Below are 25,632 nucleotides of genomic sequence, written 5' to 3'. Positions count from 1 at the left end.
GGGAAGCGCGCCGGGCCCGCTCCGGACGCCCGCGAACGCGTCCCGGGCGAAAGGACGGTGCCCGCTGTGGAGCACAACGACCCCGAAGCCCTGCCGCCACCCGGACACGCCGAGGTGCGCATCGTCGCCGCCACCCCGGACGCCGCCCGCGCGGTGGCGGAGGTCCTCCGCCGCTGCTTCGCCGGCGGCGAGCAGCGCAGCTACCCCGTCCCGGGCGGAGGCTCCCGCCTCCACCTCACCGTCGACACCGCCCGCACCGCCGGCCCGGCCCGGTCCTGGCTGGCCACCAGCAGGCCTCCGAGCGGCACCGGAGCCCACACCGAGGAACCCTGACCGGTCCCTCGACGACAGGACGGCACGGCGTCCCCGGCCCCGGCAGGGCACGCGTGGCGTCCCCGGCCGCCGTGCAGCGTCCTGGAAGCCGCATCGCGATGCCGCCGGATCGGCATGCCGGCACCGTCCCCGGACGTCGCCCCGCCGCCCTCATGGAGGCCCCGGTGACCGTCGGACGGTACGAGCACGGGGCTCCCGACCGCTCGGAGAGCTTCGGGGAGGAGCTGCTGGGCGGGCTCCTGGACCCCGCGCACGAGCTGCCGCCCGACCGGGTCGGGCCCGTCGTCGCCGACCTGCCGGCCCGGCTCGGATGCCGGGAGGTGCGGATCCTCCTCCAGGACTACGGGCAGCAGAAGCTGGCCCCCCTTCCCGGGGAAGGACCGGCGGGCGGCGAGCCGCTGCCGGTCGACCACTCGGAGGCCGGTCGGTGCTTCCTCACCTCACGCCCGGTCGAGACCGCGTCGGCCGAGGGGGCGCGCGTCCACGTACCGCTGCCGGCCGGCGGTGACCAGGCCGGGGTCCCGGCCGTCACCCTGGACACGGTCGACGACGACGACCGCCGCATCCTGCGCAGGGTCGCGGGCCTGGTCGCCGACCTGCTGCGGACCAAGAACGGTTACACCGACCTCTTCTTCCGGACCCGCCGCGGCGAACCGATGAGCGTCGCCGCGGAGATCCAGTGGTCGCTCCTGCCGCCCCTGGCCATGTCGATTCCCCGTGTCGCGGTCGCCGGGGCCCTGGAACCCGCCTACGACGTGGCCGGCGACAGCTTCGACCACGCCCTGAACGGCGACGCCCTCCACCTCGCCATGATCGACGCGACGGGACACGGCCTGGACGCGGCGACCATGGCGACCGTGGCCATCGGCGCGTACCGGCACGCCCGCCGGATCGGCGTCGAGCTGTACCTCTTCATGGACCGGGCCGTGGCCGAGCAGTTCGCCCCCGACCACTTCGTCACCGCGCAGATGATGCGGCTGGAAACGGACACCGGCCGCCTCCAGTGGGTCAACGCCGGACATCCCGCCCCCATGCCGATCCGCGAGCACCGCGTCGTACGCCGCCCGAACAGCCCCACGGCCCTCCCCGTCGGCTTCGGAGGGGACCAGCCGCAGATCGGCGAAGTGACGCTCGAACCCGGCGACCGCGTCCTCTGCTTCACCGACGGCCTGGTCGAGGAGCACGAGGGCGGACGGGAACAGTTCGGCGAGGACCGGTTGCTCGACCGCGTCCACCGACTGGACCGGGCCGACCGGAGCGTCCGGGCCGTGGCACGCGACCTGTCCCACACGCTCGTACGTGCCCGTGACGGGGCCACCACCGACGACGCGACGCTCGTCCTCGTCGAATGGCGCGGATGACGGAAACCCCTCGTGTCCGGCGGCGTGGCCGCGAGGAGAGACCCGGTCGTACGCCCTCGCCGGGCCCCTGCGCGGAGCACGCCGGAGGTACCGGGAGCACCTCGTACGTCCCCCTCACGCGGGCGTCGTCCCCGGCGATCGACACGCCGGGCCCCTCACGGGAGCCCGGGGGCGGGTCGGCCTCATGACCGGCACCCACGCTCCCACCCGCCCGGCACGCCCTGTGCTCTGACACTGCGGACCTCCCCGGCCGGCCCGCCGGACGGCGCCTGGTGGCCGTACCCGCGCGATCTCGCCGCCGGACCGTCCCCTGTCGGAAGCGCTGGAGGAACGCCGGGGGCACATCACGCCGCCGCCGACTGCCGCCTGCGGGAGGCCCGGGGCCAGGAGGACGCCCGGGAGACGGAGGGAGGGGCCTGCCCACGTCCCCGTCCCGCCGCCGGAGCGCGCAGGATCGTGCTCCCGCGCAAGAGGCGGAGGTGACGGCCACGGCCCCGCGCCCGTCCCGGTCCCCTGTCGGGAAGCTGTCCGGCCGCCGCGTCCCGTCCGCCTCCGGCACCGTGCCACGGCCGTGCCCTTCAAGGCGGTGAACAGCGGTCAACAGGAGTGTTCGGGGAGTGGTCGAAAAGCCGTCTCGGAGCACGTTTTCGCAGCTCGAACCAGGGTTGGCCAGGTCGAGTGCCGGTGATTCCCAAGCTTGTGGCGCGGGTCCGATTCCCGTCATCCGCTCTTTCATGAAGCCCCCGGGTCAGAGACCTGGGGCTTGTCTGTCGGCAGACGAGTCTCGCTGTCGGCGCACCCTTCAGTACCCCGAGATGGGGCCGGTGGGGGGTCTGAACCCCTCGTCGTCTCGCCGGAGGTTCCCTAGGAGCCCTCTGACCTGCTTCTACACCATCGTTACCACCGCTGCAGCCCGGTAGAAGCCCTGAGCCGGGTGTTCCCCTGCATCGGAATCAGCCGGCCATCTCGCCCTCCTGCGGAATAATCAAGGCATGGCAGCCACGCCCAGTGCCCCCGAGCTCCGCCGTACCAGATTCGCCCGGCGGCTTCCCGCCGAGCTCTCGGAGCTCGACGGTCCCACCCACGGCCATGTCGTCCTTCCACTGCACCTCGCGTGGTCCGGCCTGTCCCGGTTCGATCTCGACCAGTCGCGATTGCGGATGAGCTGCTACCGGATCGTCTTGGCCGAGGGGCAGCGTGACGACCTGGTTCACTATCTGAACCGGGACCTGCTGGTCACCATGTGGCCCGTTCTGCGCACACTGATCAGCCGGGACATCCGTGACGTCTGGGAGAACGCCTTCAACGAACTGGCGCCCGACGCCCAGGCTGCTGCGTGAATCTCACGGAACTGCACCGGCGACTCCTCGCGGATCTCCTCGCCGTGGGCGACGCCTACCCGCTCGTACTCACGGGTGGCTACGCCGTCCAGGCACACGGACTGGTCGATCGACTCAGCAAGGACCTCGATGTCGCCACCGAGAACCCGGAGCCGATGGAGAAGATCGCCGCGACCGTGTGCATCGGTCTCGAACAACGCGGCTGGCAAGTACGGGGGTTGGAGACCGACCCCCTGTTCGCGCGACTGATCGTCACCGACACCGCCACCGGCGAGGAGTGCGAGGTCGACGTCCTCAAGGAAGCACTCTGGCGCCCGCCCGTGAAGACTCAGCACGGCCTGGTGCTCTCCCTGGAGGACGTCGTCGGCACAAAAGTGCGCGCACTGGCAGACCGCGGCTTGGCGCGTGACCTCATCGACGTCCGCGCGGCAGCCGACCGCTGGGGGCACGTCGAACTCGAAGAACTCGGCCGCCGCCACGCCCGTGACAGCTTCGACCTCTCCGACCTTCAGGCCCGGCTCACCGGCGCGGACTGGATCGACGACACCGAATTCGCCGCGTACGGACTCGACGACCACCAGACCCTCAAGCTGCGACAGTGGGCTCAGGAGTGGGCCGATGACATCGCCGAGAGACTCCAGGAAGCGGAGGGGCCGCCCGACGACTGATCACCGGGCATGAGAACGGCGAGGAAGCGTCGCGCCTCCGAGGAAGTCACTCGTGCCCCGGCCGTGCCCTTGGGAGCGGTGAGCAGCGGTCAAAACGGGGATCCCCAAGCCCACGGGCAGGGCCACGCTGACATTCTTTTCACAGGTCAGGCACCTGATGATCTAGCTGAGCAGCGGTGATTCCCAAGCTTATAGCGCGGGTTCGCTTCCCGTCATCCGCTCTTGCGCGAAGCCCCAGGTCAGGGACCTGGGGCTTCGTCGTTATCGGGACCTACTCATGGCCTGCCGAGATCCAGTCGCCCGGTTCAGCCGCCGGCGACGGTGGAAGGGAGAACCTTCTGCCGCGCGATCAGACCAACGCGCGGGCCCTGCGCTCCCAGTCCGCGACCCGGGTCATCACACCGCTGACCTGCTTGACCGCGGCCGTGAGGTCCCGGCCCGGCACCCGCAGCTCCCGGCTCATCTTCACCAGCCACCGCATGCCGACCTCGACCTCGCCGAGCACGCCGACCACCTCGTGGGTGGACTCGGCAGTGCTGATCATCTGCTCCAGGAAGCCGGTCACCGAACCTGCGCGCTGCTCGGGCGGCATCGCCTCGATGACATCGAACGCCGTCTGAACCGCCGCGTCCATCTCCACCATCTGCCCGGCGAAACGGGTGCAGGCCTCCCGGAGACCGGAGGCCGGCTCGGCCATCGCCCTGGCCAGCTCGGTCATCGCCGGCAGCCACGCACTCATCGGTGTCCCCGGCTGGGCGGCCCGCTCCATCACGGGACCGATCTGCACGGCGGCTTCGGAGATCACCGTCATGAACCCGGCGATCGCCTCCGTGGTCTCGCCGATCGCTTCCGTCTGCGCCTCCACGCGGGCGAACCGGTCGAACAGCCCGGGAGCATCCAAGTCGTCCGGCTCCGCCTCCACCACGACTTCCGGCGACGGCACCACCGGCAGCCCGAGCAGGATCCGGGCCGGGGTCAGCGGTTCGAACCGGTTGTCCAGGGCACCCTTCAGCGCGGTCTCCAGGTCCCGCCGCGCCCTGACCAGACCGCTTCGGCTCCGCTTGAACATGATCGTCCGGATCAGCGAGAGGTCGAACGGCAACTGCCCGTGCTCACCGATGTGGATGATCGGTTTGCCCGTCAGGTGCCGGATCCCGAGCTCGTAGGTGACGTTCGCGTTGCCCCCGGTGAGGTCGGCGATCACGATGTCGTCCTGCAGCACGTGGCGGCAGATCTGTTCGGTGATCTCACCCGTGTCGGCGATCCCGTCCGCCCTGACCGGAACGATGCCGTGCCTGGCGCAGGCGGGCAGGATCACCTTCTCGTAGATCTCCAGGTTCTCCTCGTATGCCAGGAGTTCCGGACTCCCGTCCGGGGCGTGCTCGTTGCCGATGGGCGCGATGACGAAGCAGGTCGTCATCGATGCCTCCTCGGGCTTCTCCTCGGTGACCGCCACGATGCTCATGCGTAGTCCTCCGTTTCGAACTCTTCTGTCCGCCGGCGCCGTTCCTCGAGGTCGGCGCCGGCTTGCAGATCAGCCGAGTAGACGGGGCGCTCCTCGATCCCGAGCGCCCGAAGCAGGTCGGCGGTGGGAATCCGGTACTGCCACCCGAGACGCAGGAACCGGCAGGGGAAACCACCCTGGTGAATGAGCTTGTACGCGGTGGCGGGGCAGAGCCCGAGCGCGCGGGCGGCGGTGCGCAGGTCGATGACCAGCGGCAAGTCGAACGCCTCGCCGAACGACAACCAGGTCCTGGAACGCGGGGTCACCGTCGCCCTCCCGCCGGACGCAGCGACAGGGTGCCGATGCGGCTGCCCTCGCCCGGACGCCGCGCCCGGTGCACGATCTCTCCGAGACCCAGGTGGCCTGCCAGCTCGCCCAACCGGAAGCTCTCCAACCGATCCGGTGCGACGCTGAACCGCACGGTCGCCGACAGACCGTCGGGCCGGGCGGGTGGCGACACCCGCAGCTCCCAGCCGTCGTGCCAGTCGCCGACCGGCGACTCAGCAGGGGACTCCACGGAGAGGTGAGCGGCGGCCAGCGCCCCGACGTCCGCCACCGGCCGCTCCCGAGTGCGGGCCCGGGCGAACGCCCACACCCTGTTGATGGTGGGGCGCAGCAGCGCGCGGCCCACCTCCTGGGTCCGCGGGTCCACGTCCACGAGTACTGTCAGTAGGGCGAGCAGTGACTCGGATTCGAGCTCCCGCCGGTCGATCGGCCACCGGATCGCGATCCGGTGGAGGGTGCGCCGCATGGCGGGTAAGGCCAGCCAGAGCGCCAGCAGCCGTTCGGATCCGCCCGCACCGGTGTCGCACTGCGCCGCGTCGACGGCCTCGCGCCAGATCTCCTCGCGGAGCACCGGGTCCGACGACCTGCTGTACAGAACCCGCCGGGCCGTCAGGGCGGAGAGCCGGGTCGGTCCCTCGGCCGTGATGACCGGAAAGGGTAGTTCGGCGAGCCGGAACCGGTGCTCCAGCACGTCGAACACCCGGTTGTAGGGGATCAGTCCCACGGTGAACCTCCCGAATCGTCAGTGTCGTCACGCATGCTGTCCACGATGCGTAAGCAGGCCCGGGCGATCCGGTGCAGCTCCTCGCGCAGCGTCTCGTAGGGGGCCGGCGAGAAGCCGGACGTGTACCGCCGCGCACTCGTGGCGGAGCGGTGGTCGCAGGCGGCGGCGTAGTAGTACACGTCGCCGGTCCGGCCCTGGACGGAGAGGCCCCGGGTGTCCTGCTGGCGGTTGCCGCCTGCCGTGTTCTCGCAGGAGGTGCAGCCTCTCGCGGGTGGGACACCGCTCATCGGCCGGCCCCGCCGGGCACCACCCCGTGGATGACGGACCCGTGGATCACGCCCTGGACGGCAGTGCCGTGGACGTCCTGCTGGACGAAGCTCGGCCGTTCCGCCTCCGCCGCTCGCGCCGGGGACCGCGGCCCGCCCTCCGGCGCGTCCGGCCGGGGCTCCTCCGCGTCCTGTGGGTCCACACCGGGCAACCGGACCCAGCCGTACCCGGCGAACCCCTTCTGTTCGACGTGGATACGGCGGTACTCCTCCGGGTCGTGTCCGTGGAACCGCGAGCGCACCACGTCCTGGTAGAGCCGGTCGGAGATCACCACGACCAGGCTCGCCGACCCGGCAGCCGCCAGGGCCCGCTTCACCTCGGGTGCGTTCAGGTAGCGCGCCACGGCGATCGGAGCGGGGCCGGAGAAGCCCAGGGCGGCGGTGGTGGCCACGCCGGTGTCGATGGCCAGCCGAAGCCGCATCCGCCCGGCGGGTCGACGGATGGCGTTGTAGCTACCGAGTTCGGCCGCGAGGTGGGTGACGTACTCGCCCAGCACCACCTGCTCGGAAGTGCCGGCCGGGAGGACCGCGAACTCCATGTCGCCCTGCGGCTGGACGGACCACGTGCTGTGGTCCAGCCCGCTGCGTTCGGCTGCCGCCCTGAGCATCCGGGCGAGTTGGGCCTGCGCGGTCCGCTGGCCCGGGGTGTCGAAGGAGCTGTACTGCTCGATGTCCGCCGCCAGGCAGAGGCGGCGGTCGTCATCCGGCCGGGGCTTGTCCCAGGACGGGACGGTCGGCTGCGACGTCATGTGAACCATCACCTACTCGATGAGTTCGGATAGTCGGTGGTGCTGGTCGCCAACTGTGCGGCCGACGGGCCGGGCTCTCCGAGCAAGCCGCAAAAATGCGGGATGTCGGTTCCTGTCAGCGGCCGATCGGCGGCAGGAGTCCGATCGCCCGGAGGCGGTCCGGCTTGAGCACCGCCATCTCGCGGTTCTTGATCCTCACGACCCCCTCGGCACGGAGCCGCTCCAGCGCCTTCTGCACCGCCCTCTCTCGTGATCCGATGAGCGCTCCGAGTTCGGCCTGCGTGAGCTCGACGCAGATCAGAGTGTGCGAGCCGAGGGACTTGCCGTGGTTCTCGGCGAGTTCGGCGAGCACCCGGGCGAGCCGTACCTGAACCGGGAACTCGCCGAACGCGCTGCGCCAGGAATTCGCGCTGCGCAGGCGGCGGTTGCTGAGCCGCACGATCTGAAGGGCGGTCTCGGGATGCTTGTCGAGGAATCTCTGCACCGCTCGGCGTTGGACGACGTGTACGTCGATGTCCGCGCCCGCCGTCACCGTGGCCGACCTGGGCACGTCGTCGATCACGGCCATCTCTCCGACCACGTCTCCGCCGGCCCGGATGGCGATCAGGGCTTCACACCCGTTGGCACGCCTCCTGGTGACCTTCACGTAGCCGTTCTCCAGGAGCATCAGGCAATCGCCCGGTGTCCCTTCCGCGAGGATCTTCGCTCCGGGCGGATACTGCCGCGGGGAACCGATGCTCAGAAGTTCCTCCCGGGCCGCCTCCGACAGGCTGCCGAGGAAGCGGGCGGGCCGCCGCTCGCCGATCTCATGCGCACCGCGTCGTGCTGCCCTCTGGGTCGCGCGCTCCATACCCCACCTCGTGGTCGAGTCCAAGTGCCTTCCCGATCAGGGAATCAGGCCCGGATTCGGGCGGAAAGAGCGTGTGAGGCGCATCCGGTGTGGTGCGTGCGCATGGCGCGGCGCGTCGGGGCGAGGGCCTCCGAGGGTCTCCCGGGTGTTTGTGCAGGACGGCGACATGCGCTATCGCGTCCCGTCGGCCGACAGCGTGGAACGAGTACAGCCAGGTCCTCCCGCCTGGCCGGATCTCTTCCCCGTCACCACACGAAACCCGGGCCCTCAGTTCAACGGAGTGACACGACCGACCGGAGGAGATCCCGATGGGCAAGCTCACGGAACGAAGGCGGCGCGAACTGCTCGTCGCCTGGGACGAGCCACCCCGTTCGCCGCCGTACGGGGTGTCACCACGACTACGGGCTCTGCTCTTGTCGTGTGCGGTCTGGCGTGGTGGCAGCGCCGATGAGCGAATCACAGGCCGGCTCCGACGGACCGGCCGGAAGGGCACGGGCCGCGCTGAGGTCGACCGGGCTCACACCGAGCAGCCCGGCGAGGGGGTCGCTGCGACCTGTCGTCCCTCCGCCGCGGGCTGGGACGCCAGAAGCAGGGTCGATTCGGCCGTGCGACCTCGCCTGTGGAGTGCCCGTGGGAAACACAAGCCCTCCCACGCATACTCCAGCATGCTTGCCGTATGTCCTCGACGACTCGCATCACCGTCACACTCCCCAGCGATCAGGTGGCCGAGCTCCGCAAGCTCACGGACAACGTCTCCGGCTACGTCGCGGAAGCCGTGGCCCGTCAGATCCGGCACCAGCTTCTGGGCGACGACCTTCGCCGTCACGAGGAAGAACACGGACGCTTCAGCGACGAAGAGCTCGCCGAAGCCCGCTCGAAGATCTTCGGTACCGCCGACTCCGCCAAGAACACGGACGCCGCGTGAGCGAGCGCGTCGAAACCGTCGTCCTGGACTCGGAGGGGCTCTCCTCCTGGATGGCACAGGACCGCAGGCTCCTCGCGATGCTGCAGGTCTTCCACGACATGGGAGCCGACCTCGTGATCGGGGCGAACACCATGGTGGAAGTCAGTCGTTCCCGCACCAACATCCCCCGCCTGACCTGGGCCCTGTCCCGCGTCAAGGTGGAACCTGTCACCGAGCGGGCAGCCAAAGCGGCGGCAGAACTCCTCAAAGACGCCGGGCTGCACGGGCACAAGTACGCCATCGACGCCACGGTCGCCGAGGTCGCCCTGCGCCAGCCGAAACCCATCGCCCTGCTGACGTCCGACAGCGACGACATGGCCGAGCTCTGCGGCCGCCAGGTCCGCATCATCCCGCTCTGACCCGCCGCACCTCGGAGCATGCACGCCGACAGGTTGTATCGCGCTGCCACGGCCCGTGCCCCATCCGTGCCCAGCGGAGCGGACAGCAGCGGTTGTGTACGGCGTCCGGAGTTCACTCGAACCTCTCACGCCTCGGTCAAACATGCAGGTCAAAGCCAGTATGACCGTTCAAGGATCTTCATTCCCAAGCTTGTGGCGCGGGTCCGATTCCCGTCATCCGCTCTTCGAACGAAGGCCCAGGTCAGAGACCTGGGCCTTCGTCATGGCATGCGGTTACGAGGGCCGGCCGCCGTACGGCACGGTGATGAGTTCCATGGCGTGGCCCGCCGGGTCCGTGAAGTACACGCCGCGGCCACCGTCGTTGTGGTTGATCGTGCCGGGCTGCTTCCGGTGGGGGTCGGCGTAGTGCTCGATGCCGCGCTGTCTGATCTGCGCGTACGCCGCGTCGAACTCCTCCTCGGAGATCAAGAAGGCGTAGTGCTGGGGGGTGATGCTGTCCGCGGGGACGGTGGCGAAGTCCAGCGTGACGCCGTTGCCCAGGCCGACCGCGATGAACGGGCCCCACTCGGCGGTGATCTCAAGGTGGAGAAGGTCCGCGAAGAACTCGGCGGACTCCCGGTTGTCCCGGGCGTGGACGATCGTGTGGTTCAACTCGACTGACAAGGAATGCCTCCGAGGGCATGTCCCGACACCTCCATGTCTCACCCAGCCGGTGACCGACACGCGATGTTGCCGTAGATCTTAGTTCCATCTATCCAGTGAATCAAGGGAAGTTGACGAGGGCCACGGCTGCAGGAACCGGAGCGCGGTCACAGCAAGCGGTCGACCAGGCCGTCGACGTAGTCCGGGGCGAGCGGGCCCATGCCGAACAGGACGCGGATGTACATCGGGGCCAGGACGTGGTCCAGCACGTCGAGCGCGTCGAGCGCGGGCTCGCCGCGTTCGCGGGCGCGGTCGAGTACGGACTGCAGTTGCCGGATGCGTTCGGCACGAAGCTCCTCGGCCGCCCGCACGCCTCGCTCGCCGCTGCCGGACAGGGCGACGGCCAGGTGCAGCACCGCCGGGCCATCGGGCCCGGTGATCTCGCGGGCCACCTGGGCCGCGTACGTGCGCAGGTCGCCGGCGAGGCTCCCGGTGTCGGGCATCGGCGACCGCGCGTCGAGGCGGGTGAGCGCCACGTCGGTGAGCAGGGTCTCCAGACCGCCCCACCGGCGGTAGATGCTGCTGTCGGCCACGCCCGCGCGGGCCGCGACCTCACGGACGGTGAAGTTGCCGTAGCCGCGCTCGCCGATCAGGTCGGTGACGGCCCGGTGCACCTCCGCGCCGACGCGGGCGCTGCGCCCGCCGGGCCGCCGGGCTCGCTCTCGCTCGTTCATGCCCCCACCTTAACGCAGTCAGCACTTGCGTTTACAAAGCAATCCTCTCTACAGTCCCCTAACGCAGCCGCTGGCTGCGTTAGAGCACCCAAGTGTATCGCCGTCCGTGTCGAACGCGCCCGGGCGTACCCAACGACGGAGAGGAATCCCCATGGCTGCCTCGCCCGTGGCCTCGGGCGGTCGACCGAACCGGGCCGTGCTGCTCGCGGTGACCTGCCTGGGCCAGTTCATGGTCCTGCTCGACAACACGATCGTCGGAGCGGCACTGCCCGACATGCAGCACCGGCTGCACACTCGGTTGACCGGCCTGCAGTGGATCGTCGACGCGTACGTCCTACTGGTCGCCATGCTGCTGCTGTCCGGCGGCGTCTTCGCCGACCGGTTCGGCCGCAAGCGGGTGTACCTGGCCGGCGTGGCGGTGTTCACCGTCGCGTCGGTGGTGTGCAGCCTCGCGCCCTCGCTCGGCTGGCTGATCGTCGGCCGGGTGCTGCAGGGCATCGGGGCGGCGGCGTCGAGCCCCGCCTCGCTGGCCCTGCTCGTCGCCGCCCACCCCGTACCGCAAGAACGCGTCAAGGCGATCGGGCTGTGGGCCGGACTCAGCGGAATCGGTCTGGCCGCGGGCCCCGTGGCCGGCGGCGTGCTGACGGACGCCTTCGGCTGGCCCGCCGTCTTCCTGGTCAACCTGCCCATCGGCGCGGTCCTTCTGCTGGTCGGCCTGCGCCGCCTCGACGAGTCCCGCAATCCGAGCGCCCCCGCGATCGACATCCCCGGAACGGCGCTGTCCGTCCTGGGGGTGGGCGTGCTCACCTACGGGCTGATCGAGGGTGGTGCCCGCGGCTGGACGTCGCCGGTGATCCTGGGCTGCTTCACCGCCGCGGCGGCCCTCCTCGCCGCCTTCGTCGCCGTCGAAGCGCGCCGCTCCGCCCCGATGCTGCCGCTGGGGCTGTTCCGGCAGCGGCTGTTCACCGTGTCCAACACCGCCATGGTCGTGGTGGGGTTCGCCCTCATGGGCTCGTCGTTCTTCTTCTCCCAGTTCTTCGTGTACGTCCAGGGCAGCTCGATCCTGCGCGCCGGCCTGCAGACCCTTCCCCTGTCCCTCGCCATGGTGATCGTCAGTCCGTACGCGGGCAGGCTCGCCGCCCGGCACGGCTTCCGGACCGTGGTCACCACCGGCCTGGCCCTGGCCGGCCTGGGCCTCGTCGCGCTCGGCACGGTGCACGCCGACACCGGCTACGGGAACGTGTGGTGGCGGCTGGCAGTCGCCGGCACCGGCTTCGCCCTGACCCTGTCCCCGCTGACGGGAGCCGCCGTCCAGGCGGTCGGCCCGCAGGAAGGCGGCCTCGCCTCAGGCGTCAGCAGCACCACCCGGCAGATCGGCGCGGTGCTCGGCGTGGCGGTGCTCGGAGCCGTCGTCCGCGCCCGCCAGGCCGGCGGCTCCTCCTTCGAGACCGGCCTCGACAGCGCCTTCCTCGTGGCCGGCGCCGTCACCCTGGTCACCGCCGTGTTCACCGGCTTGGGGTTGGCGCGGTCCGGGCCCGCGAAGCCCGTATCCGCGGAAGGTCCCGCGGCACCGCGACGCTCCACCGGTCCCGATCCCGATCCCGATGCGGTCACCGCTTCGGACAAGGCGTCCGACAGCAGCCCGAGCCAGACCGAAGCCGTCCCCGGCCCATTTCCGCCGCACCCTGGTCACACCCCTCCCCGAGGAGAAGCACCTTGTCACCCGATCCGACCACCCTTCACCCGCTGCCCGCGCACCAGCGTGTGGTGTTCCTCAAGCCCCTGATCACCTCGCCGAACATCACCGTGGGCGCGTACACGTACTACGACGATCCCGACGGCGCCACGGAGTTCGAGCGCCGCAACGTCCTCTACGCCTACGGACCCGAGCGCCTGGTCATCGGCAGGTACTGCGCGCTCGCCACGGGGACCCGTTTCCTGATGGCCGGCGCCGAGCATCCGACGATGGGGGTGTCCACCTACCCGTTCACGATGTTCGGCGGCCGGTGGGCCGAGGAGACCCTGGACATCGTCACCGCCATGCCCAGCCGCGGCGACACGGTCGTCGGCAACGACGTCTGGTTCGGCTACGGGGCGACCGTCATGCCCGGCGTACGGATCGGCGACGGCGCCATCGTCGCGGCCGGCGCCGTGGTCACCGCCGACGTCCCGCCGTACACGATCGTCGGTGGCAACCCGGCCCGACCGATCCGGCAGCGCTTCGACGACGCCGGCATCGACCGGTTGCGGCGCGCCGCCTGGTGGGACTGGCCCGCCGGCCTCGTCACCGAGCACGCCCGCACCATCATGGCCGGAACACCGGCCGACATCGCCCGCATCGCGGCCGACCACGCCCTGGAGAAGCCCCTGTGACCCGAGTGACCCCTGTGATCGTCGAAGAACATCCGGTGGCCGACAGCGCGGCGGGACCCTACGCCCTCACCACGGGACCGGACGGCGCCCTGTGGTTCACCCTCGTCCACGGCGGCCGGATCGGGCGCCTCGTCCCCGGCCAGGAGCCGACGAGCCACCGCCTCGCCCCCGACAGCGGGCCGACCGTCATCACCCCCGGCCCCGACGGCGCGCTGTGGTTCACCGAGTACAAGGCGGACCGGATCGGGCGGATCACCACCGACGGCGTGATCGACGAGTTCGACCTGCCCACGCCCGGCTGCGGACCGTTCGGCATCGCGGCGGGACCCGACGGCGCGCTGTGGTTCACCGAGGCCGGCGCCGACCGCGTCGGCCGCATCACCGTCGACGGCCGCATCACCGAGTTCCCGCTCCCCATCACGGGCGCGTTCCCCTCGGCGATCACCGCCGGGGGCGACGGCGGGATGTGGTTCACCCTCAACCAGGCCGGCGCCATCGGGCGGATCGGCATGGACGGCGCCGTCGCCCTCCATCCCCTGCCGACGGAGGCGGCGGCGCCGGCCGGGATCGCGGCAGGCCGCGGGGGCGGCGCCCGGGAGGGGCGGATCGAAGGCGTGGAGGAGCATGACTCCTATGACCTGGACCGATCTCGTCCCCCGCCGGGACGTCTTCGCACCGTATTACGACGAGGTTCCCGAGCTGTCGGGAGTCCGGCTGCGGTCGGTGCACCTCGATGCCTGGGGCTCGGTGGTCACGCTGCGCCTGGACCTTCCCCGGTTTCCGGACCGCTGGGACCGGGGGCCGGGTGACACCGCGCAGTGTCACCTCGCGTTCTCGCACGTGGAGGACTTCGAGATGACGGGGTGGCGTCCGCCGGTGACGGCCGACGTCGCGCTCGCACCGCTGCCCCGCCACCGGCTGGCCGTACGGGTGGCGGCGCCGGGGCTCGACCTGTCGTACACCTCCAACGCGACTGTACTGGCAGGGCGCCTGAGCGTCTTCACCCTGGGCCCGGACGGCGAGGACGCCGGCCCGCACCAGTTCACGAGCGTCCTGGAACGCAAGCTCTTCCCCACCGTCCCCGAGACCCATGTGAACACCTTCTATGAGCACCTCTGAGATGGACCTCCCCCTCTGGCCCGAGCTTGCGGCGCTCTACGAGACGCCGCCGGACCTCTCCTCCTGCCCGCTGTACTACGTGCACGTCGACGAACGGGACACCTCGGTCACCCTCGGCTTCGAGACCTCGCGGCTACCGGACCGTCCCAGGCCGGAGTGGGAGGGAAGGCAGTACAACACGGTGCGGTTCTTCGTCGTGTTCACCGGCGTGGACGAGCTGCGCTTCACGGGCGTCGCGGCGGAGCATCCGGACGCGCACGACCGCACGGTGGGCGTCGTCGTGACCGGCGGCGGCCGACAGCGGGTCTCGGTGACCAGTGAGACCCGCTCCATCGCCTTCTCGGCCGCGGCGTCCGCGGTGACCGGGATCCGCGTGTACCTCCAGGGCTCGCCCTGACCGGCTCAGGGCCTGTCCGGCGGATCATGGCCGGGGCCCGGTGCGCGGACGCACGAGAGCCGGACGGGTGCTGATCGCCCGGCCCCGCGACGCCCGGCACGGTCCGGTGGAGCGGTCCCGCCGGGACCGCCGAGAAGCGGTCAGAACTCCAGCACCTCGCGATCGAGCGGGTACCGCGCGCGGTGGAAGCCCTCGTACGGGGAGGGGGTGATCGGCAGGACGCCGGTCGGCTGCAGGCCCAGGTTGTCGTCCCAGATGCGGGGCTCGACCCGGCCGACGACGCGGAACCCGCGGAAGGTGAACGGCGGGCTGTCGGTCGGGAAGAACTCGGGCGTGGTCATCACCTGGAAGTGCAGGTGCGGCGTGGTCGAGTTGCCGCTGTTGCCGATCAGGCCGAGGACCCGGCCGGGTTCGACGCGGTCGCCCTCCCGGACCTCGATCGAGCCGGGCGTCAGGTGGGCGTAGAGCAGGTGGCGGCCCGGCGCGACCTCCAGGGTGACGTGGTTGCCGACGGTCTCGTCGATCGGCGGGATCGGCGGCGCGACGGGCGGCACGTTGTCCGGGATCCCGTCCCGGACCTCCACCACCCTGCCGCCGGCCGCGGCGACGACCGGCTGCCGGTAGCTCAGGTAGCTGGTGAGCCGCGCGGGGTCGCCCTCCCAGGTCTGCCCCCGCTCGCCGACCCGGTACCAGTCGATCGCGAAGCGCTGCGGCACGTAGAAGCGGCCGTCGATCGGGGCGAGGCCGCGCCGGTGGTGGGTGTTGCCGCAGCACGACTCGCTGGAGTACCAGGTGCCGGGGCGGACCGGCGCGTCCAGGTTCAGCGGCTCGGTGCGGTCGGTCGGGGTGGGCTGGACCGTCTCCTCGAACGCGGAGGGGCCGGAGGCGGCGAGGACGGCGCCCGAGAGGTGGTGTTCGAGGACCCGGGGCACCCGCCGGCCGCGGTCGAGGACCAGGTCGAGCCAGATGACCCACTGCTGGGAGCCCGGGATGACGGTCGGCGTCGGCGCCGGGGGCGGCGGGGTGTACCCGTCCGCGCCCGGCAGGGGGTCGCCCACCGGGTTGGCGGCCTCGGCCAGCGCCCGGCCGCTCAGCGCGCCCACCACCCGGTGCGTGCGGGCGTCCCGGACCTCGACGCGGTCGAGCCGCACCCGCGTGCCGCCGGGCAGGGCGCTCGTGGTGAGCAGTTCGTACGAGAGGTGCGTCTTGCCGTCCGTGGCGGTGAACGGCGTCGGTTCGGTCATCACCGCCGCCGTCAGCGGAGTGAACTGCGGGCCGGGTTCCGGTCCGGCCGGGCCGGTCCCGTATCCGGGCGCCGTCGAAGCCGCCAGCAGGCCGGCTGCGAGCGCGGCGGCGGCGAGCCCGCGACGTAGCGGGCTGCGGCGGCCGGTGCGCTTGCGGGGGTCGCGCTCTGCCATGGTGCTCTTCCAGTCGTCGGTTCCGGGGCCGTGGAGAAGGGCACCGGCACGCCCCGCGCCGAGGCGCAGGCCCATGTAATCCGGCGCCGCGCCGCTCCGGGCGTACGGCGCCGGGGGCGGGTGCCGAACTGCACCCGTCCAGCCGCACCGGCCCCCGGGCCGCGCCGGCGGACGCCGGGTTCGTCGCGTACGACGGGAGGGACCGGGCCCGGCTCCTCCGGGCGGAACGCCGGTGGACCGTTCGCCGGCCCGGCCCGACCCGGTCCGGCCCGGCCCGGCCCGGCCCGAGCGCGGGCGGGAGCCGCCGCCCGGGGCTCCGCCGTCACCGCTCCGGAGGGATCGGGATGCGCGGATCGTCGATGTCGACCGTGATCTCGACCCCCGAGGTCGAGCTGAAGGTCGCGGCGTTTCCCGATGGCCGAATGCGATCGAACGGGTTGGACTCCATGAAGAACATCGCCCAGATCAGGGCACGGTCCGCGGTCAGACGCGCGAGGAAGCCCTCCGATCCGTACGAGCCCTCGCCGCCCCACAGCAGCCCCCGCTCCCCCAGGTCCACGGCGACGCGTCCGTCGACCGGGGACACCCGGGAGGGGTCGCCTTCCAGCACGTCGTCCAGCGCGAACGGGGCGAGCAGGGTGAAGCCGCTCGGTGCGGCGGGGTCGAGGGCGACGGCGTGGGAGCGGCCGTCGGCGCAGAACAGGGCGTCCTCGGCGGGAAGCTCGTACGCTGCCCACAGGCGTTCGATCGCGGTCATCTCTTTTTGCGCTTTCCGTCGCGGGTGCGCCGGGGCCTCTCCCGGGAACCGCCGGTACTCCGCCGGTCGACGCGCGGCTCGGCGTCGGCCCGGGGTCCGGAACCGCGCGTCGCGGTCCGGGCCCAGGGTCCGTGTGCTGCCACCCCGCGGCGGTGGTGCGTCAGCTCTGGGCGGCGGTGTCGTCCGTCTCGTCGGTGCTCTCGCTCGTGCCCACCTTCTCCTTCATCTTGCGCACCAGCTCCGCCTTGCGGTCCGCGGCGCCCTGGCGGTCGAGGTTGCGGTGCGGACCGTTGTTCTGCCGTTCGGCGCGGGACAGCTTCTTGCGCTGTCCGCCGCCCTGGCCCACGGGGTTGTTGATGTTCTTGCTGTCGGTCACGGGGTCTCCCGGTCGTGAAGTGGAGTGGTCTGCGGATCCACCGGTGGGGGCGGGCGGCGACGCCGGAGGACGTCGGACGGGCCTCTCGCACCCTCACGCGCGAACCGGTGCCTCGAAGGACACGACGAGGACGTTACCCGGTTCCGTCGATCCCGGCCGGGGCCGATGTCCTCCGGGGCACCTGCGCCGCCTCCCCGAGACGTTCACTAGAGTGAACATCCGTACGCGGAGACACGCGTGCGAACAGTTGCGACGGGCGGGGGCCGGGATGCAGAACGCCGATCTGGGCGTGTCGGAGGACAACCTCACCACGTTGGCGAACGACCTCGACGGGATGCAGCGCTACCTGGAGCAGCAGGTCCGCGCCATGGACGGGGTCGTCGACAGGATCGCCGCGGGCTGGCAGGGACCCACCGCCACCGCGTACCGCTCCCTGCACCGCGGCGTCGCCGAGGACGCGGTGCGCATCCGCCAGGTGCTGGTCCTCCTGGAGGCCGCCACGCGCGCCTCCCGCGACGGCTTCACCCAGCAGGAGCTCGACCTCCTGGCCCGGCTCCGGCAGACGCAGCGGGGCGAGGACGTGTCGGCCGCCGCCCGCGACCTCACCGTGCCCGACCCGGCGCCCGCACAGGACGAGAGCCGGCCGAAGAGCCGCCTCGACGCGATCTGAACCACGGGGGATCAGCAGCATGCCGGACGACGACCGGATCACCGTCGACTTCACCACCCTGCAACGCCTTTCGGGCGACCTGGAGGAGATCCTCCGCACCCTGAACGAGAAGCTGGACGTGCTCTACGGGCGCGTCTCCAAGGCCGTCCTGGACTGGGACGGCGAGGCCCGCGAGACGTTCATCGACGAGCTGGACCGGTGGAGCCACGACGCCGACGACCTCAAGGCCGCGCAGGCCTGGCTCCACGAGGTCGTGACCAAGGGCCACCTCAACTACGCCGCGGCCAACAGATCCGTGCTCCAGGGCTGGGGAGGCGGTGCCTGATGGCCGGCCCCTCTCCTGCCCAGCAGCCGGGCGGCGGCGGCGCCATCGACGTCAAGCCGAGCGACCTCTGGTCGGTCTCCGGCCGGGTCGCCGGCCAGCAGGACTTCCTGATGCGCGGCGCCAACAAGCTCCTGGAGGAACTGCGCAAGTACCCCGACGCCGGGGGCGCGGGCACAGAGGCCCGCAGGTTCGCCCAGGCGTACAAGAAGATCGGCGACCGCTGGCTGGAGGTCTGGGGCCGTTCCGTGCTCGGCGTCGGCGGCGTCGCCGTCGGCTTCACCGAGACGGCCAACGCCTACACGAAGGCGGACGCGGCCTCCCACCCCAAGGGCAAGCCGGCCGAGCAGCGGCCGCTGCCCGTGGTCGTCGACAAGGCCCCGGACTTCGGTTCGGTCCCCGACATCAAGTGGGGCGACGACGACGGCGGCGACGACTTCCTGCGCGGTCTGATGGAGGGCGTCCCCGAGATCGTCCGGGACGTCCTCCAGCCGCTGTGCAAGAACGTGTTCCGGGTCGGGAGGGTGGCGGACGTCCACCCCTTCCCGCAGCAGCACTACCTCAACTCCCTGAGCCACAGCTGGACCAACGTCTCCATCACGGGAACGATGGTGGCGGACCAGCTCACCCAGGCCGTCGGCACCATCACCAACCACCAGCAGGCCGACTGGGAGGCCGCCATGCGGACCTTCTGCAGCGCCTTGTGGGGCGGAACGGCCTGGGGACAACAGCGGCACGGCTACCAGTGGGCCCAGACCGCTAACTCCGGCCCGGGCACCCCGCGCGTCCCCACGGGCAGCGAGCCCGTCCTCGCCGTCCTGAAGGACACGGCCGACGACGTCGCCACCATCCTGCGCGAGTACGCCGAGGCGGCCGTCGACCTGAACCGCGACGTCTGGGACGAGATGGAACGCGCCATGAAGAAGGCCGTCAAGGACATCCTGGAGGACCTGGCCAAGCCCAAGGACGCCAAGAGCCTCCTCGGCACCGTCACGAACGTGATCGGCAAGGGCGTGGGCCTGGTCCTCTCCTTCGACGTCAAGACCGTGCTGAACATCGACACGGCCAAGCTGAACCGGATCGTCGACAGGTACACCGGCGTCCTCGACGGCCTCACCACCCGCATGGAGGCGCTGAAGGGGCCGCTGGACGAGGCGTACCTGAGCGCCCCCAAGTTCGAGGCCGGCGTCGCGCGCGCCCACGGTTTCGGTGCCCGCGCGCTGGAGGAGTTCAAGCACGAGCAGCGGTGGACCGAAGCGGGCCCGCACGGCAACCACGCCTTCGACCTGGCGAGCAACGAGAATCTGGGGGGCGGCCACACCCTGGACAAGCACGTCGGCAAGACCGACGAGCAGCTCGCCCAGCGCCTGCGCGACCAGGCCGAGGACCACGCCAACTGGCCTGAGCAGCGCAGGCCCACGATCGGCGGTTCGTCCTCCTTCAAGGACATGGCCGCCGCACAGCGGCTGACCGAGCACAACCTGCGGACCCGGCAGGCCGACATCGACGCCTGGCTGGCCACCAACCCCCCGGAGGGGAAGACGCAGCCGTTCACCAGCCCGGCTCCCAACGGTGAGGTCAGCGGCCGGTACGTGTCCAAGCAGCCCGTACCCGACCCCGGCGGGTCGGGCACCGTCCCGGGCACCGGGTACAAGGATCACGGGCTCGACGCGAAGGCGATCGACGTCAAGAACGTGAAGACGATCCTGAAGTACGATTCCAGGCTCGATCCGCCCTACGTCGTCTACACGTCCATGCCCGCTCCGTGACCCGCGCCCGCCTCGTGACCCGTACCCGCCCCACGACCGACCGGAAGCCCCATGAACCCCGCCGACAGCACCGCCTGGGACACCGCGCTCGAGCGACTCCTCGACGAGGTGTACACCTTCGCGAGAGTCGGGCCCCGACGGCACGACGACTGGGCCCTGGACGTCCTGGCCGTCATGGAGCGGTCCGTCACCGACCCCCGGGGCCGGCTGATGCTGGAGTGGGGGGTCGACAGGGAGGGGAGGGAGAACATCCGCCCCTGCTATCCGTTCCTGCCGCCCACCGCCGAGCAGGTGCGTGCGTGGACGCACCCCGTCACGGCCGGCGCCGCCGTCGAACTGCTCGCCTCCCTGTCCCAGGAGTGGTTCGGCGAGGGCCGGCCCGTCCGGACGCGTCCCGACCGGGACGACGTACTGGCGGACGCCCGGACGGTACTCGGCCGTTTCGGTGCCGACGCCGTCTTCCGCACCTCCTCCGACCTGGCCGGGGCCTCCGACTCGCCGGACTTCCTCGCCCGCGAGCTCGCCGGGGGCCGGGCCTTCACCGACCACGTGATGGACCTCGGGCTGATCGTCGTGAGCGCGGACGAGGTCGGGGTCTTCTGGTCGTTCGACGCGAGCTGAGAACACATCGGGGCGGGGACCGGCCGTTCCCGCTTCCTGAAGGAAGGTCATCATGCTGACGCGATCAGCGACGTATCCCGACCGGGAGACCGCCCAGTGGGCCACCCAGCAGGTGGTGACCGCCAACGAGCAGGCCGTCCACCGCTGGCTCGCCCAGGGCACCCGGGCCCGGCTCACCATCGAGGCCGCCTGGCCGTCCCGCGGGGAGCCCGTGGGACGGGTCCAGCTCGAGGGCGACCTGCTGGCCGGGCGCGGGCCCGTCGACGTCCGCGCGGCGCGCGTGGTGCTGCGCCGCGAGCCGTCGAGCCCGTACGGCTTCACCGTCCACACCTCCGTCCCGTTCTACCTGTAGGGGCCGTCCGCACATGTCCATGAAGCCCCTCGAACACGACCGCCGGTACGGCGAGCTGGACCAGGTGATGCGCGCGTACCTGGGGCAGCCGGCCGACGACACCCCGGAGCGGCGCAGCCGCGCCCTCGACGCGTACCTCCGGCACACCTGGCACACCCGCCCCTCGGCCGTCGCGGAGGCGGAGCGCCAGCTGCGCGAGTACAGCCGCAACCCCCCGGGGCGCGTCCGGCGGGAGCTGGGCGAGTTCTACTCGGTCCCGGACACCGGGAAGCCGCAGTCGGAGATCGGCGACTGGCTGAGGGTGCTGGCCGACCACCTGAAAAGGAGCATCGAGGAGGGGGACGTCCCGGAGCCGTCCTCCCCGCGGACGCACTGGGAGTGGCACGCGCGCTTCCCCGAGACCGCGCAACTGCTCGGCGGCTGGTTCTCCCAGGACGTCGTCGACGAGTTCCCCGACCACGAGGCCGCCGTCGCCGACTACGCGGCCACGACCCACCCGCAGCTCGTGGCCCGTCTCGTGGGGGAGCTCCACGAACTGCTCGCCCTTCCCCTGGACGAGGGGGACTACGCCCTGGCGGCGGCCGAGCTCGGCATGGAGGTCAACCCGCCCGCGCCGTTCTCCCACGGCGCCTGGTTCCGGTCGGTGGCGACGACGCTGTCCGGGGCCTAGGTGCCGTCGGTGTCCGGGGCGGGCCTCAGTCCGGGCGCACGTCCAGGAGTTCGCCCTTGCGGTCGAGGGAGAGGACGTGGGCCGTGTCGTGGGCCAGGGTCTCCGGGTCCTCGTGGGAGAGGACCACGCGGCCGTACGAGGTGATCAGGTCGGTGGTCTTCTCGACGTGGTCGCCGGGGGCCTGGCCGCAGGTGTCGAAGAGGTGGGCGGGGAGGCCCTCGCAGGAGGCGCGGACCCGGTTCGCCGTCACCGTGCCCGTCGCCGGGGAGAAGAGGAAGCACTCGACCGCGCCCCGGTGCAGGGTGGGGGCGGTCCGGGTCGCGGCGCGGAAGCCGTCCGGGTCTACCCGGGAGGCGAGGGCCAGGTCGATCAGGGAGTGCGAGGAGGCGTGCTCGACCAGGGTCGGGCCCAGGCCGCCGTGGGTGCGGGCGCCCGTCTCGATGAGGACCGGGCCCCGGTCGGTGAGGACGAGCTCGCTGTGGGCGGGGCCGTTCTCGATGCCGAGGGCGGCGAGGGCCCGTGCCACGTAGGCCGTGACCTCCGGGTGGTCGCCGACCTCCACCGCCGTCATGGCGCGGTAGACCGGGGTCCCGCCGATCGTCTCCTTGGTGTAGCGGAACATGTTCACGACGAACGGCTCCCCGTCCAGGGACACCGAGTCGACCACTTACTCCGGTCCCACCAGCCTTCCTGGACGATGAGTTCGGTGATGACCTCGCCGGCCAGGTCGACGCGGCCGAAGAGCCGGCCGCACGCGGCCCGCACCTCGTCCGGCGTGGCGCAGAAGAGGACGCCGTCGGTGGCGAAGGACCGCACCGGCTTCACGACGAACTCCGCCAGGCCGCTGCCCTCGCACCACGCGACCGCCGTCTCCGTGTCGGTCGCCCTGTGATGCGGGATGTGCGGGACGCCCGCCTCCCGCAGCCGCTCCTGCATCAGGAACTTGTCCCGACGGACCTCCGAGGGGCCGGAGTTGGGGCGCAGGTCCCAGTGGGCGGCCAGCGCGTCGTACGCCTCCACGCCCGGCTCGGAGCCGCAGACGAGGAACTCCGGGCGGCGTCCGCCGCACAGCCGCTCGACCTCCGCCGCCGTCTCCCCGACGGTCGAGAAGCGCAGTTCGGCGGTGAAGTCCTCGCGCGGGTACGTCGCCAGGAGGGCGGGCGGGAGGGTCTCCGAGGTGAGGACGGCGACCGCGTCCAGGCCGTGGAGCTCCTTCGCCCGGCGGGCGAACGCCGAGCCGCTGGAGTACGGGTCGACCACCACCAGCATCCCGGGCTCAGGCATTCTCCAGGACCTTTCCCTCGCCCGCGGGCTCCGGCGCCCGCTCCGCGTTCCGCACCAGGGTCATCGCCAGGGAGCCGACGAGCGCGCAGCCCGCCGAGACCCACAGGGCCGCCTGCCAGCGCCCGCCGTCCAGGAGGCTGCCGTAGACGGCGGCCGCGACGGCCCCGCCCAGGTAGAACGAGGACTGGCGCAGGGCGATCGAGACGACCTGGCGGGCCGGCGCGAAGCCGGACATGGCGACCGTGTCGAGCAGCGGCATCAGGCAGTAGTTGAACAGCAGCCGCAGCAGGTAGAGGACGACGAAGACGACCAGCGGGACCGTGAACGTCTGCAGGACCAGGCCGACGACGGCCAGCATGCCGAAGAAGGCCGCGCTCGGGCGGAGCGAGAACTTCTTGACCAGGACGGGCGCGAAGATGGCGCCGAAGATGCTGACGATCTTGTCCGTGCCCAGGATCAGCGAGATGTCGCTCACCGGGATGTCGTAGATCTGGGCGAACAGGACGTTGGCGAAGCGGAAGAACAGCGCGATCGACGCGCCCAGGAAGCCCGAGGCGACGAAGAGGGTGACGAAGTTCCGCCTCTCGCCCGCCGCGCCCGCGAGGTCCTGCGCGGTCCCGGCCGCCGGGCGCGGGACCTCGCGCGCCGACGGGAGGCGCAGGAGCAGCATCACGCAGGCCGCGACGAAGGACAGGAGCAGGAAGAAGCGGTACTTGTCGAGGTCGCTCGTGTCGAGCCGGTCGCCGATCCCCGACACCAGGGCGGAACCGATGACGCCCGCGCCCAGGTAGCAGATGAAGAAGGTGCTGAAGAGGCGGGTGCGGCCGGACTCCGGGACCTGCGCGCCGGCGATGGCGTTGCCCACCGAGAGCAGGCCCAGCATGCCCGCGAGGATCGCGCTGAGCACGACGGAGGCCGTGACGATCGAGGACACGAACGGCAGGCCCGCGAAGGGCAGGGTGTAGAGCACGGACGCGCCGATGAGCAGGGCCCGCTGCGAGACGTACTTGCCCAGGAGGAGCAGCGGGACGACGGCGACCGCCATGGCGCCGGTGGCGACGGCGTAGATCACGCCCGCGTCGCCCTCGCTGATGCCGCGCTCGGCGAGGTAGAAGTTGAACACCACGTCGAAGATGGTGTTGGCGAGCCCCATGAAGAACGAGGCGGCCAGGTAGAAGCAGACGGGCCGGGGCACCGCCGCGAGGCCGTTACGCAAGGGGGGCACGTCCCTCGGTGGTCCCGGGCGCCACGACCGGGGCGCTCCGCCGCTTCGGTACGGTCCCGGAGTGGCGCGCGATCAGGGCGGCCGCGTGGTCCCACGGCCCGTAGCCGTCCCGGGTGGCCAGGTGGCCGCCGCCGGGCACGACCTCGACGGTGGCGCCCCACGCCTCCGCGAGCGCCAGGCCCCGCTCCCGGGACAGGAACGGGTCGTCGTCGGAGACCACGAGGTGGGTCCGCAGCGGCAGTACGGAGGCGGGCAGGGGGGCCTGGGGCCGGATGGCGTCCAGGGTGTCGGGGGCCTCGACGTCGGCCGGGGCGACCAGGAGGGCTCCGGCGACCCGCTCGTCGTGGCGGGTGGCGGCCCACTGCGCGACGGTGACGGAGCCGCAGCTGTGGCCGACGAGGAAGACCTCGCCGTCGACGGCGCGCACGGCCTCGTCGAGCCGGGCGATCCAGCGGTCGCGGTCGACGGTCGCCCAGTCGTCCTGGACCACCCGGGAGAACCCCTCGTAGGTGTTCTCCAGATGGGTCTGCCAGTGGTCCGGTCCGGAGCCGGTGTAGCCCGGCACGGTCAGGAAGTGCATGGTCATCGCCTTTCGAGGCCGAGGTCCCGCGGGGAGACGGTGAGGCCGAAGCGGCGGTTCACCACCTCCTGGAGCTCCGCGCCCTCGGTGATGGGGGTGGTGGTGCCGCGGCCGTCCGCGACGACCGTCAGGTGCCCGTCCCGCACGCTCACCCGGCCGTCGGGGGTGGGGATGCTCGCCACCTTGTGCCGGTTGAGCAGGCTGTGGGGGGGAGGACGTGGTGGAGAAGTGCGCCATCTCCAGGTCGAGTTCGCCGGTGGGGACGTCGACGAACCGGTAGATGTCCTGCCAGTCGGCGGCGCCGACGGCGTGCTCCTTTACGGAGACCGTCCAGACCGGGGCGGCCGGGGCGGCCGGGGCGCCCGGGCCGCCGGAGGCGTGGTCGAGGCGGATCCGGGTGGAGAGGGCGGGGTGCGCCAGCTCCGCGCCGTCCACGAGCGGGAGGGGGCCGCGGGGGCCCCGGGCGCCGTAGCCGATGTCGAAGAGCAGGCGCTCGCCGTCGAGTGCGACGACGAAGACCTGGTGGGTGGCCGGGGTCGGGTGCGGGTCGCAGCCGCTGCCGAGCCGGATCCCGTACGTGAATCCGCACGCGTCGAGCAGCCGCGCCATCATCCGGCCCGTCTCGAAGCAGATGCCGCCCCTGCGGCCGTCCACGATGGCCTCGCGGAGCACCTCGTCGGTGAGGCCGCGCTCGGCGTTGCGGTGCATGCTGAAGTTCTCGAAGGGGACGCGGTAGAGGTGCGCCTCGTGGAGCCGCCGCAGACAGGTGGCGGTCGGCTCCAGGGGCCCTTCGAACCCGATCCGGTCCGCGTAGGCGGTGATGAGGTCGTTCATGGGGTCTTTCCGGTGGTGGTGGGGGC

33 protein-coding genes and 1 pseudogene are annotated in these 25,632 nt (G+C 71.6%); 17 read left to right on the top strand and 17 right to left on the bottom strand.

The features are described 5' to 3' along the window. The first annotated feature begins 66 nt into the window (after nucleotides 1–66). The 4 genes from ACIP5O_RS02255 (at nucleotide 67) to ACIP5O_RS02240 (ending at nucleotide 3,702) form a co-directional block, all read left to right on the top strand. The gene (locus tag ACIP5O_RS02255) at nucleotides 67–333 is read left to right on the top strand and encodes a hypothetical protein (RefSeq protein WP_401287513.1); all 267 of its coding nucleotides are present in this window, start codon (nucleotides 67–69) and stop codon (nucleotides 331–333) included. 152 nt (nucleotides 334–485) lie between these two features. Beyond that, nucleotides 486–1,694, top strand: coding sequence for a PP2C family protein-serine/threonine phosphatase (locus tag ACIP5O_RS02250; protein WP_401288124.1), 1,209 nt, complete (start codon nucleotides 486–488; stop codon nucleotides 1,692–1,694). A 992-nt stretch (nucleotides 1,695–2,686) separates the two neighbouring features. Continuing rightward, complete coding sequence (locus tag ACIP5O_RS02245) at nucleotides 2,687–3,034, top strand: transcriptional regulator (protein WP_401287510.1); 348 nt, start codon at nucleotides 2,687–2,689, stop codon at nucleotides 3,032–3,034. Beyond that, nucleotides 3,031–3,702, top strand: a complete 672-nt coding sequence (locus ACIP5O_RS02240; protein WP_401287508.1) for a nucleotidyl transferase AbiEii/AbiGii toxin family protein — start codon at nucleotides 3,031–3,033, stop codon at nucleotides 3,700–3,702. Before ACIP5O_RS02245 ends, ACIP5O_RS02240 begins: the two co-directional genes overlap by 4 nt. Nucleotides 3,703–4,051: 349 nt before the next feature. Here ACIP5O_RS02240 and ACIP5O_RS02235 read toward each other — a convergent pair whose 3' ends face one another. The 6 genes from ACIP5O_RS02235 to ACIP5O_RS02210 form a co-directional block, all read right to left on the bottom strand. Next, nucleotides 4,052–5,167, bottom strand: coding sequence for a hypothetical protein (locus tag ACIP5O_RS02235; protein ID WP_401287505.1), 1,116 nt, complete (start codon nucleotides 5,165–5,167; stop codon nucleotides 4,052–4,054). Beyond that, the gene (locus tag ACIP5O_RS02230) at nucleotides 5,164–5,472 is read right to left on the bottom strand and encodes a helix-turn-helix domain-containing protein (RefSeq protein WP_401287502.1); all 309 of its coding nucleotides are present in this window, start codon (nucleotides 5,470–5,472) and stop codon (nucleotides 5,164–5,166) included. Before ACIP5O_RS02230 ends, ACIP5O_RS02235 begins: the two co-directional genes overlap by 4 nt. Next, nucleotides 5,469–6,215 (bottom strand): hypothetical protein, encoded by a 747-nt coding sequence (locus ACIP5O_RS02225; RefSeq protein WP_401287499.1) that lies wholly within the window; start codon nucleotides 6,213–6,215, stop codon nucleotides 5,469–5,471. The genes ACIP5O_RS02230 and ACIP5O_RS02225 overlap by 4 nt, the downstream gene beginning before the upstream one ends. After that, nucleotides 6,206–6,502: a hypothetical protein gene (locus tag ACIP5O_RS02220; protein ID WP_401287496.1), complete on the bottom strand. Its 297-nt coding sequence runs from the start codon at nucleotides 6,500–6,502 to the stop codon at nucleotides 6,206–6,208. The genes ACIP5O_RS02225 and ACIP5O_RS02220 overlap by 10 nt, the downstream gene beginning before the upstream one ends. Further along, nucleotides 6,499–7,290 carry a hypothetical protein gene (locus ACIP5O_RS02215; RefSeq protein ID WP_401287493.1) on the bottom strand — a complete coding sequence of 264 codons (792 nt, stop codon included), beginning with the start codon at nucleotides 7,288–7,290 and terminating at the stop codon, nucleotides 6,499–6,501. The genes ACIP5O_RS02220 and ACIP5O_RS02215 overlap by 4 nt, the downstream gene beginning before the upstream one ends. Nucleotides 7,291–7,405: 115 nt before the next feature. Continuing rightward, nucleotides 7,406–8,140: a Crp/Fnr family transcriptional regulator gene (locus ACIP5O_RS02210; protein WP_401287491.1), complete on the bottom strand. Its 735-nt coding sequence runs from the start codon at nucleotides 8,138–8,140 to the stop codon at nucleotides 7,406–7,408. Between the two features lie 676 nt (nucleotides 8,141–8,816). On the opposite strand from ACIP5O_RS02210, the gene ACIP5O_RS02205 reads away from it, so the two are divergent. After that, nucleotides 8,817–9,065 (top strand): hypothetical protein, encoded by a 249-nt coding sequence (locus ACIP5O_RS02205; RefSeq protein ID WP_401287488.1) that lies wholly within the window; start codon nucleotides 8,817–8,819, stop codon nucleotides 9,063–9,065. Next, complete coding sequence (locus ACIP5O_RS02200) at nucleotides 9,062–9,463, top strand: DNA-binding protein (RefSeq protein ID WP_401287487.1); 402 nt, start codon at nucleotides 9,062–9,064, stop codon at nucleotides 9,461–9,463. The genes ACIP5O_RS02205 and ACIP5O_RS02200 overlap by 4 nt, the downstream gene beginning before the upstream one ends. A gap of 273 nt (nucleotides 9,464–9,736) precedes the next feature. Here the strand turns inward: ACIP5O_RS02200 and ACIP5O_RS02195 are convergent, their stop codons facing one another. Both ACIP5O_RS02195 and ACIP5O_RS02190 read right to left on the bottom strand, forming a co-directional pair. Next, nucleotides 9,737–10,126, bottom strand: a complete 390-nt coding sequence (locus tag ACIP5O_RS02195) for a VOC family protein (protein WP_401287484.1) — start codon at nucleotides 10,124–10,126, stop codon at nucleotides 9,737–9,739. Nucleotides 10,127–10,272: 146 nt separating this feature from the next. Beyond that, on the bottom strand, nucleotides 10,273–10,839 hold the full coding sequence (locus ACIP5O_RS02190) for a TetR/AcrR family transcriptional regulator (RefSeq protein ID WP_401287481.1): 567 nt from the start codon (nucleotides 10,837–10,839) through the stop codon (nucleotides 10,273–10,275). Nucleotides 10,840–10,990: 151 nt separating this feature from the next. Between ACIP5O_RS02190 and ACIP5O_RS02185 the strand changes: the two genes are divergently transcribed. From ACIP5O_RS02185 to ACIP5O_RS02165, 5 genes are read left to right on the top strand one after another with little or no spacing between them, the layout of a single operon-like run. Next, on the top strand, nucleotides 10,991–12,625 hold the full coding sequence (locus ACIP5O_RS02185; protein ID WP_401287479.1) for an MFS transporter: 1,635 nt from the start codon (nucleotides 10,991–10,993) through the stop codon (nucleotides 12,623–12,625). Continuing rightward, the gene (locus ACIP5O_RS02180) at nucleotides 12,556–13,212 is read left to right on the top strand and encodes a CatB-related O-acetyltransferase (RefSeq protein WP_401287476.1); all 657 of its coding nucleotides are present in this window, start codon (nucleotides 12,556–12,558) and stop codon (nucleotides 13,210–13,212) included. The genes ACIP5O_RS02185 and ACIP5O_RS02180 overlap by 70 nt, the downstream gene beginning before the upstream one ends. Further along, a complete protein-coding gene (locus ACIP5O_RS02175) occupies nucleotides 13,209–14,021 on the top strand; it encodes a virginiamycin B lyase (protein ID WP_401287474.1) in 813 nt (270 codons plus the stop codon). Before ACIP5O_RS02180 ends, ACIP5O_RS02175 begins: the two co-directional genes overlap by 4 nt. Next, the gene (locus ACIP5O_RS02170; protein ID WP_401287471.1) at nucleotides 13,936–14,331 is read left to right on the top strand and encodes a hypothetical protein; all 396 of its coding nucleotides are present in this window, start codon (nucleotides 13,936–13,938) and stop codon (nucleotides 14,329–14,331) included. Before ACIP5O_RS02175 ends, ACIP5O_RS02170 begins: the two co-directional genes overlap by 86 nt. Beyond that, nucleotides 14,318–14,728 (top strand): Imm50 family immunity protein, encoded by a 411-nt coding sequence (locus ACIP5O_RS02165; protein ID WP_401287469.1) that lies wholly within the window; start codon nucleotides 14,318–14,320, stop codon nucleotides 14,726–14,728. Before ACIP5O_RS02170 ends, ACIP5O_RS02165 begins: the two co-directional genes overlap by 14 nt. Nucleotides 14,729–14,868: 140 nt before the next feature. On the opposite strand, the gene ACIP5O_RS02160 is transcribed toward ACIP5O_RS02165, so the two are convergent. From ACIP5O_RS02160 to ACIP5O_RS02150, 3 genes are all read right to left on the bottom strand, one after another. Beyond that, nucleotides 14,869–16,146 (bottom strand): M23 family metallopeptidase, encoded by a 1,278-nt coding sequence (locus ACIP5O_RS02160; protein ID WP_401287466.1) that lies wholly within the window; start codon nucleotides 16,144–16,146, stop codon nucleotides 14,869–14,871. Nucleotides 16,147–16,468: 322 nt separating this feature from the next. Beyond that, nucleotides 16,469–16,903, bottom strand: a complete 435-nt coding sequence (locus ACIP5O_RS02155; protein ID WP_401287463.1) for a hypothetical protein — start codon at nucleotides 16,901–16,903, stop codon at nucleotides 16,469–16,471. A 160-nt stretch (nucleotides 16,904–17,063) separates the two neighbouring features. Next, the gene (locus tag ACIP5O_RS02150) at nucleotides 17,064–17,279 is read right to left on the bottom strand and encodes a DUF6243 family protein (protein WP_401287460.1); all 216 of its coding nucleotides are present in this window, start codon (nucleotides 17,277–17,279) and stop codon (nucleotides 17,064–17,066) included. Between the two features lie 268 nt (nucleotides 17,280–17,547). On the opposite strand from ACIP5O_RS02150, the gene ACIP5O_RS02145 reads away from it, so the two are divergent. Genes ACIP5O_RS02145 through ACIP5O_RS02120 form a run of 6 tightly spaced genes read left to right on the top strand, consistent with a single transcriptional unit; the run spans nucleotide 17,548 to nucleotide 21,683 of the window. After that, nucleotides 17,548–17,949 (top strand): WXG100 family type VII secretion target, encoded by a 402-nt coding sequence (locus ACIP5O_RS02145; RefSeq protein WP_401287458.1) that lies wholly within the window; start codon nucleotides 17,548–17,550, stop codon nucleotides 17,947–17,949. A gap of 19 nt (nucleotides 17,950–17,968) precedes the next feature. Beyond that, entirely contained in the window at nucleotides 17,969–18,274 is a 306-nt protein-coding gene (locus ACIP5O_RS02140; RefSeq protein ID WP_365539621.1) for a WXG100 family type VII secretion target, read from the top strand. After that, complete coding sequence (locus ACIP5O_RS02135) at nucleotides 18,274–20,040, top strand: RNase A-like domain-containing protein (protein WP_401287454.1); 1,767 nt, start codon at nucleotides 18,274–18,276, stop codon at nucleotides 20,038–20,040. Before ACIP5O_RS02140 ends, ACIP5O_RS02135 begins: the two co-directional genes overlap by 1 nt. A gap of 51 nt (nucleotides 20,041–20,091) precedes the next feature. Further along, nucleotides 20,092–20,661 carry a hypothetical protein gene (locus ACIP5O_RS02130; protein WP_401287451.1) on the top strand — a complete coding sequence of 190 codons (570 nt, stop codon included), beginning with the start codon at nucleotides 20,092–20,094 and terminating at the stop codon, nucleotides 20,659–20,661. 52 nt (nucleotides 20,662–20,713) lie between these two features. Beyond that, the gene (locus tag ACIP5O_RS02125; RefSeq protein WP_401287448.1) at nucleotides 20,714–21,013 is read left to right on the top strand and encodes an RNase A-like domain-containing protein; all 300 of its coding nucleotides are present in this window, start codon (nucleotides 20,714–20,716) and stop codon (nucleotides 21,011–21,013) included. A gap of 13 nt (nucleotides 21,014–21,026) precedes the next feature. Next, nucleotides 21,027–21,683 carry a contact-dependent growth inhibition system immunity protein gene (locus ACIP5O_RS02120; protein ID WP_401287445.1) on the top strand — a complete coding sequence of 219 codons (657 nt, stop codon included), beginning with the start codon at nucleotides 21,027–21,029 and terminating at the stop codon, nucleotides 21,681–21,683. Nucleotides 21,684–21,708: 25 nt separating this feature from the next. On the opposite strand, the gene ACIP5O_RS02115 is transcribed toward ACIP5O_RS02120, so the two are convergent. The 6 genes and pseudogenes from ACIP5O_RS02115 to ACIP5O_RS02090 form a co-directional block, all read right to left on the bottom strand. Beyond that, entirely contained in the window at nucleotides 21,709–22,350 is a 642-nt protein-coding gene (locus ACIP5O_RS02115; protein WP_401287442.1) for a hypothetical protein, read from the bottom strand. Then, nucleotides 22,308–22,967: a hypothetical protein gene (locus tag ACIP5O_RS02110; RefSeq protein ID WP_401287439.1), complete on the bottom strand. Its 660-nt coding sequence runs from the start codon at nucleotides 22,965–22,967 to the stop codon at nucleotides 22,308–22,310. The genes ACIP5O_RS02115 and ACIP5O_RS02110 overlap by 43 nt, the downstream gene beginning before the upstream one ends. After that, nucleotides 22,960–24,192, bottom strand: coding sequence for an MFS transporter (locus tag ACIP5O_RS02105; RefSeq protein WP_401287436.1), 1,233 nt, complete (start codon nucleotides 24,190–24,192; stop codon nucleotides 22,960–22,962). Before ACIP5O_RS02105 ends, ACIP5O_RS02110 begins: the two co-directional genes overlap by 8 nt. Beyond that, entirely contained in the window at nucleotides 24,176–24,772 is a 597-nt protein-coding gene (locus tag ACIP5O_RS02100; protein WP_401288122.1) for an RBBP9/YdeN family alpha/beta hydrolase, read from the bottom strand. The genes ACIP5O_RS02105 and ACIP5O_RS02100 overlap by 17 nt, the downstream gene beginning before the upstream one ends. A 2-nt stretch (nucleotides 24,773–24,774) precedes the next feature. Next, nucleotides 24,775–24,924 (bottom strand): hypothetical protein, encoded by a 150-nt coding sequence (locus ACIP5O_RS02095; protein WP_401288120.1) that lies wholly within the window; start codon nucleotides 24,922–24,924, stop codon nucleotides 24,775–24,777. Nucleotides 24,925–24,997: 73 nt separating this feature from the next. Further along, nucleotides 24,998–25,606 (bottom strand): annotated as a pseudogene (locus ACIP5O_RS02090) (arylamine N-acetyltransferase); the annotation flags it as partial. Nucleotides 25,607–25,632 lie beyond the last annotated feature (26 nt).

This window comes from Streptomyces sp. NPDC088915 (assembly GCF_044749825.1).
Lineage (GTDB): Bacteria > Actinomycetota > Actinomycetes > Streptomycetales > Streptomycetaceae > Streptomyces.
The sequence above is the reverse complement of the archived record's forward strand: the minus strand, read 5'-3'. Positions and strand labels throughout refer to the sequence as shown.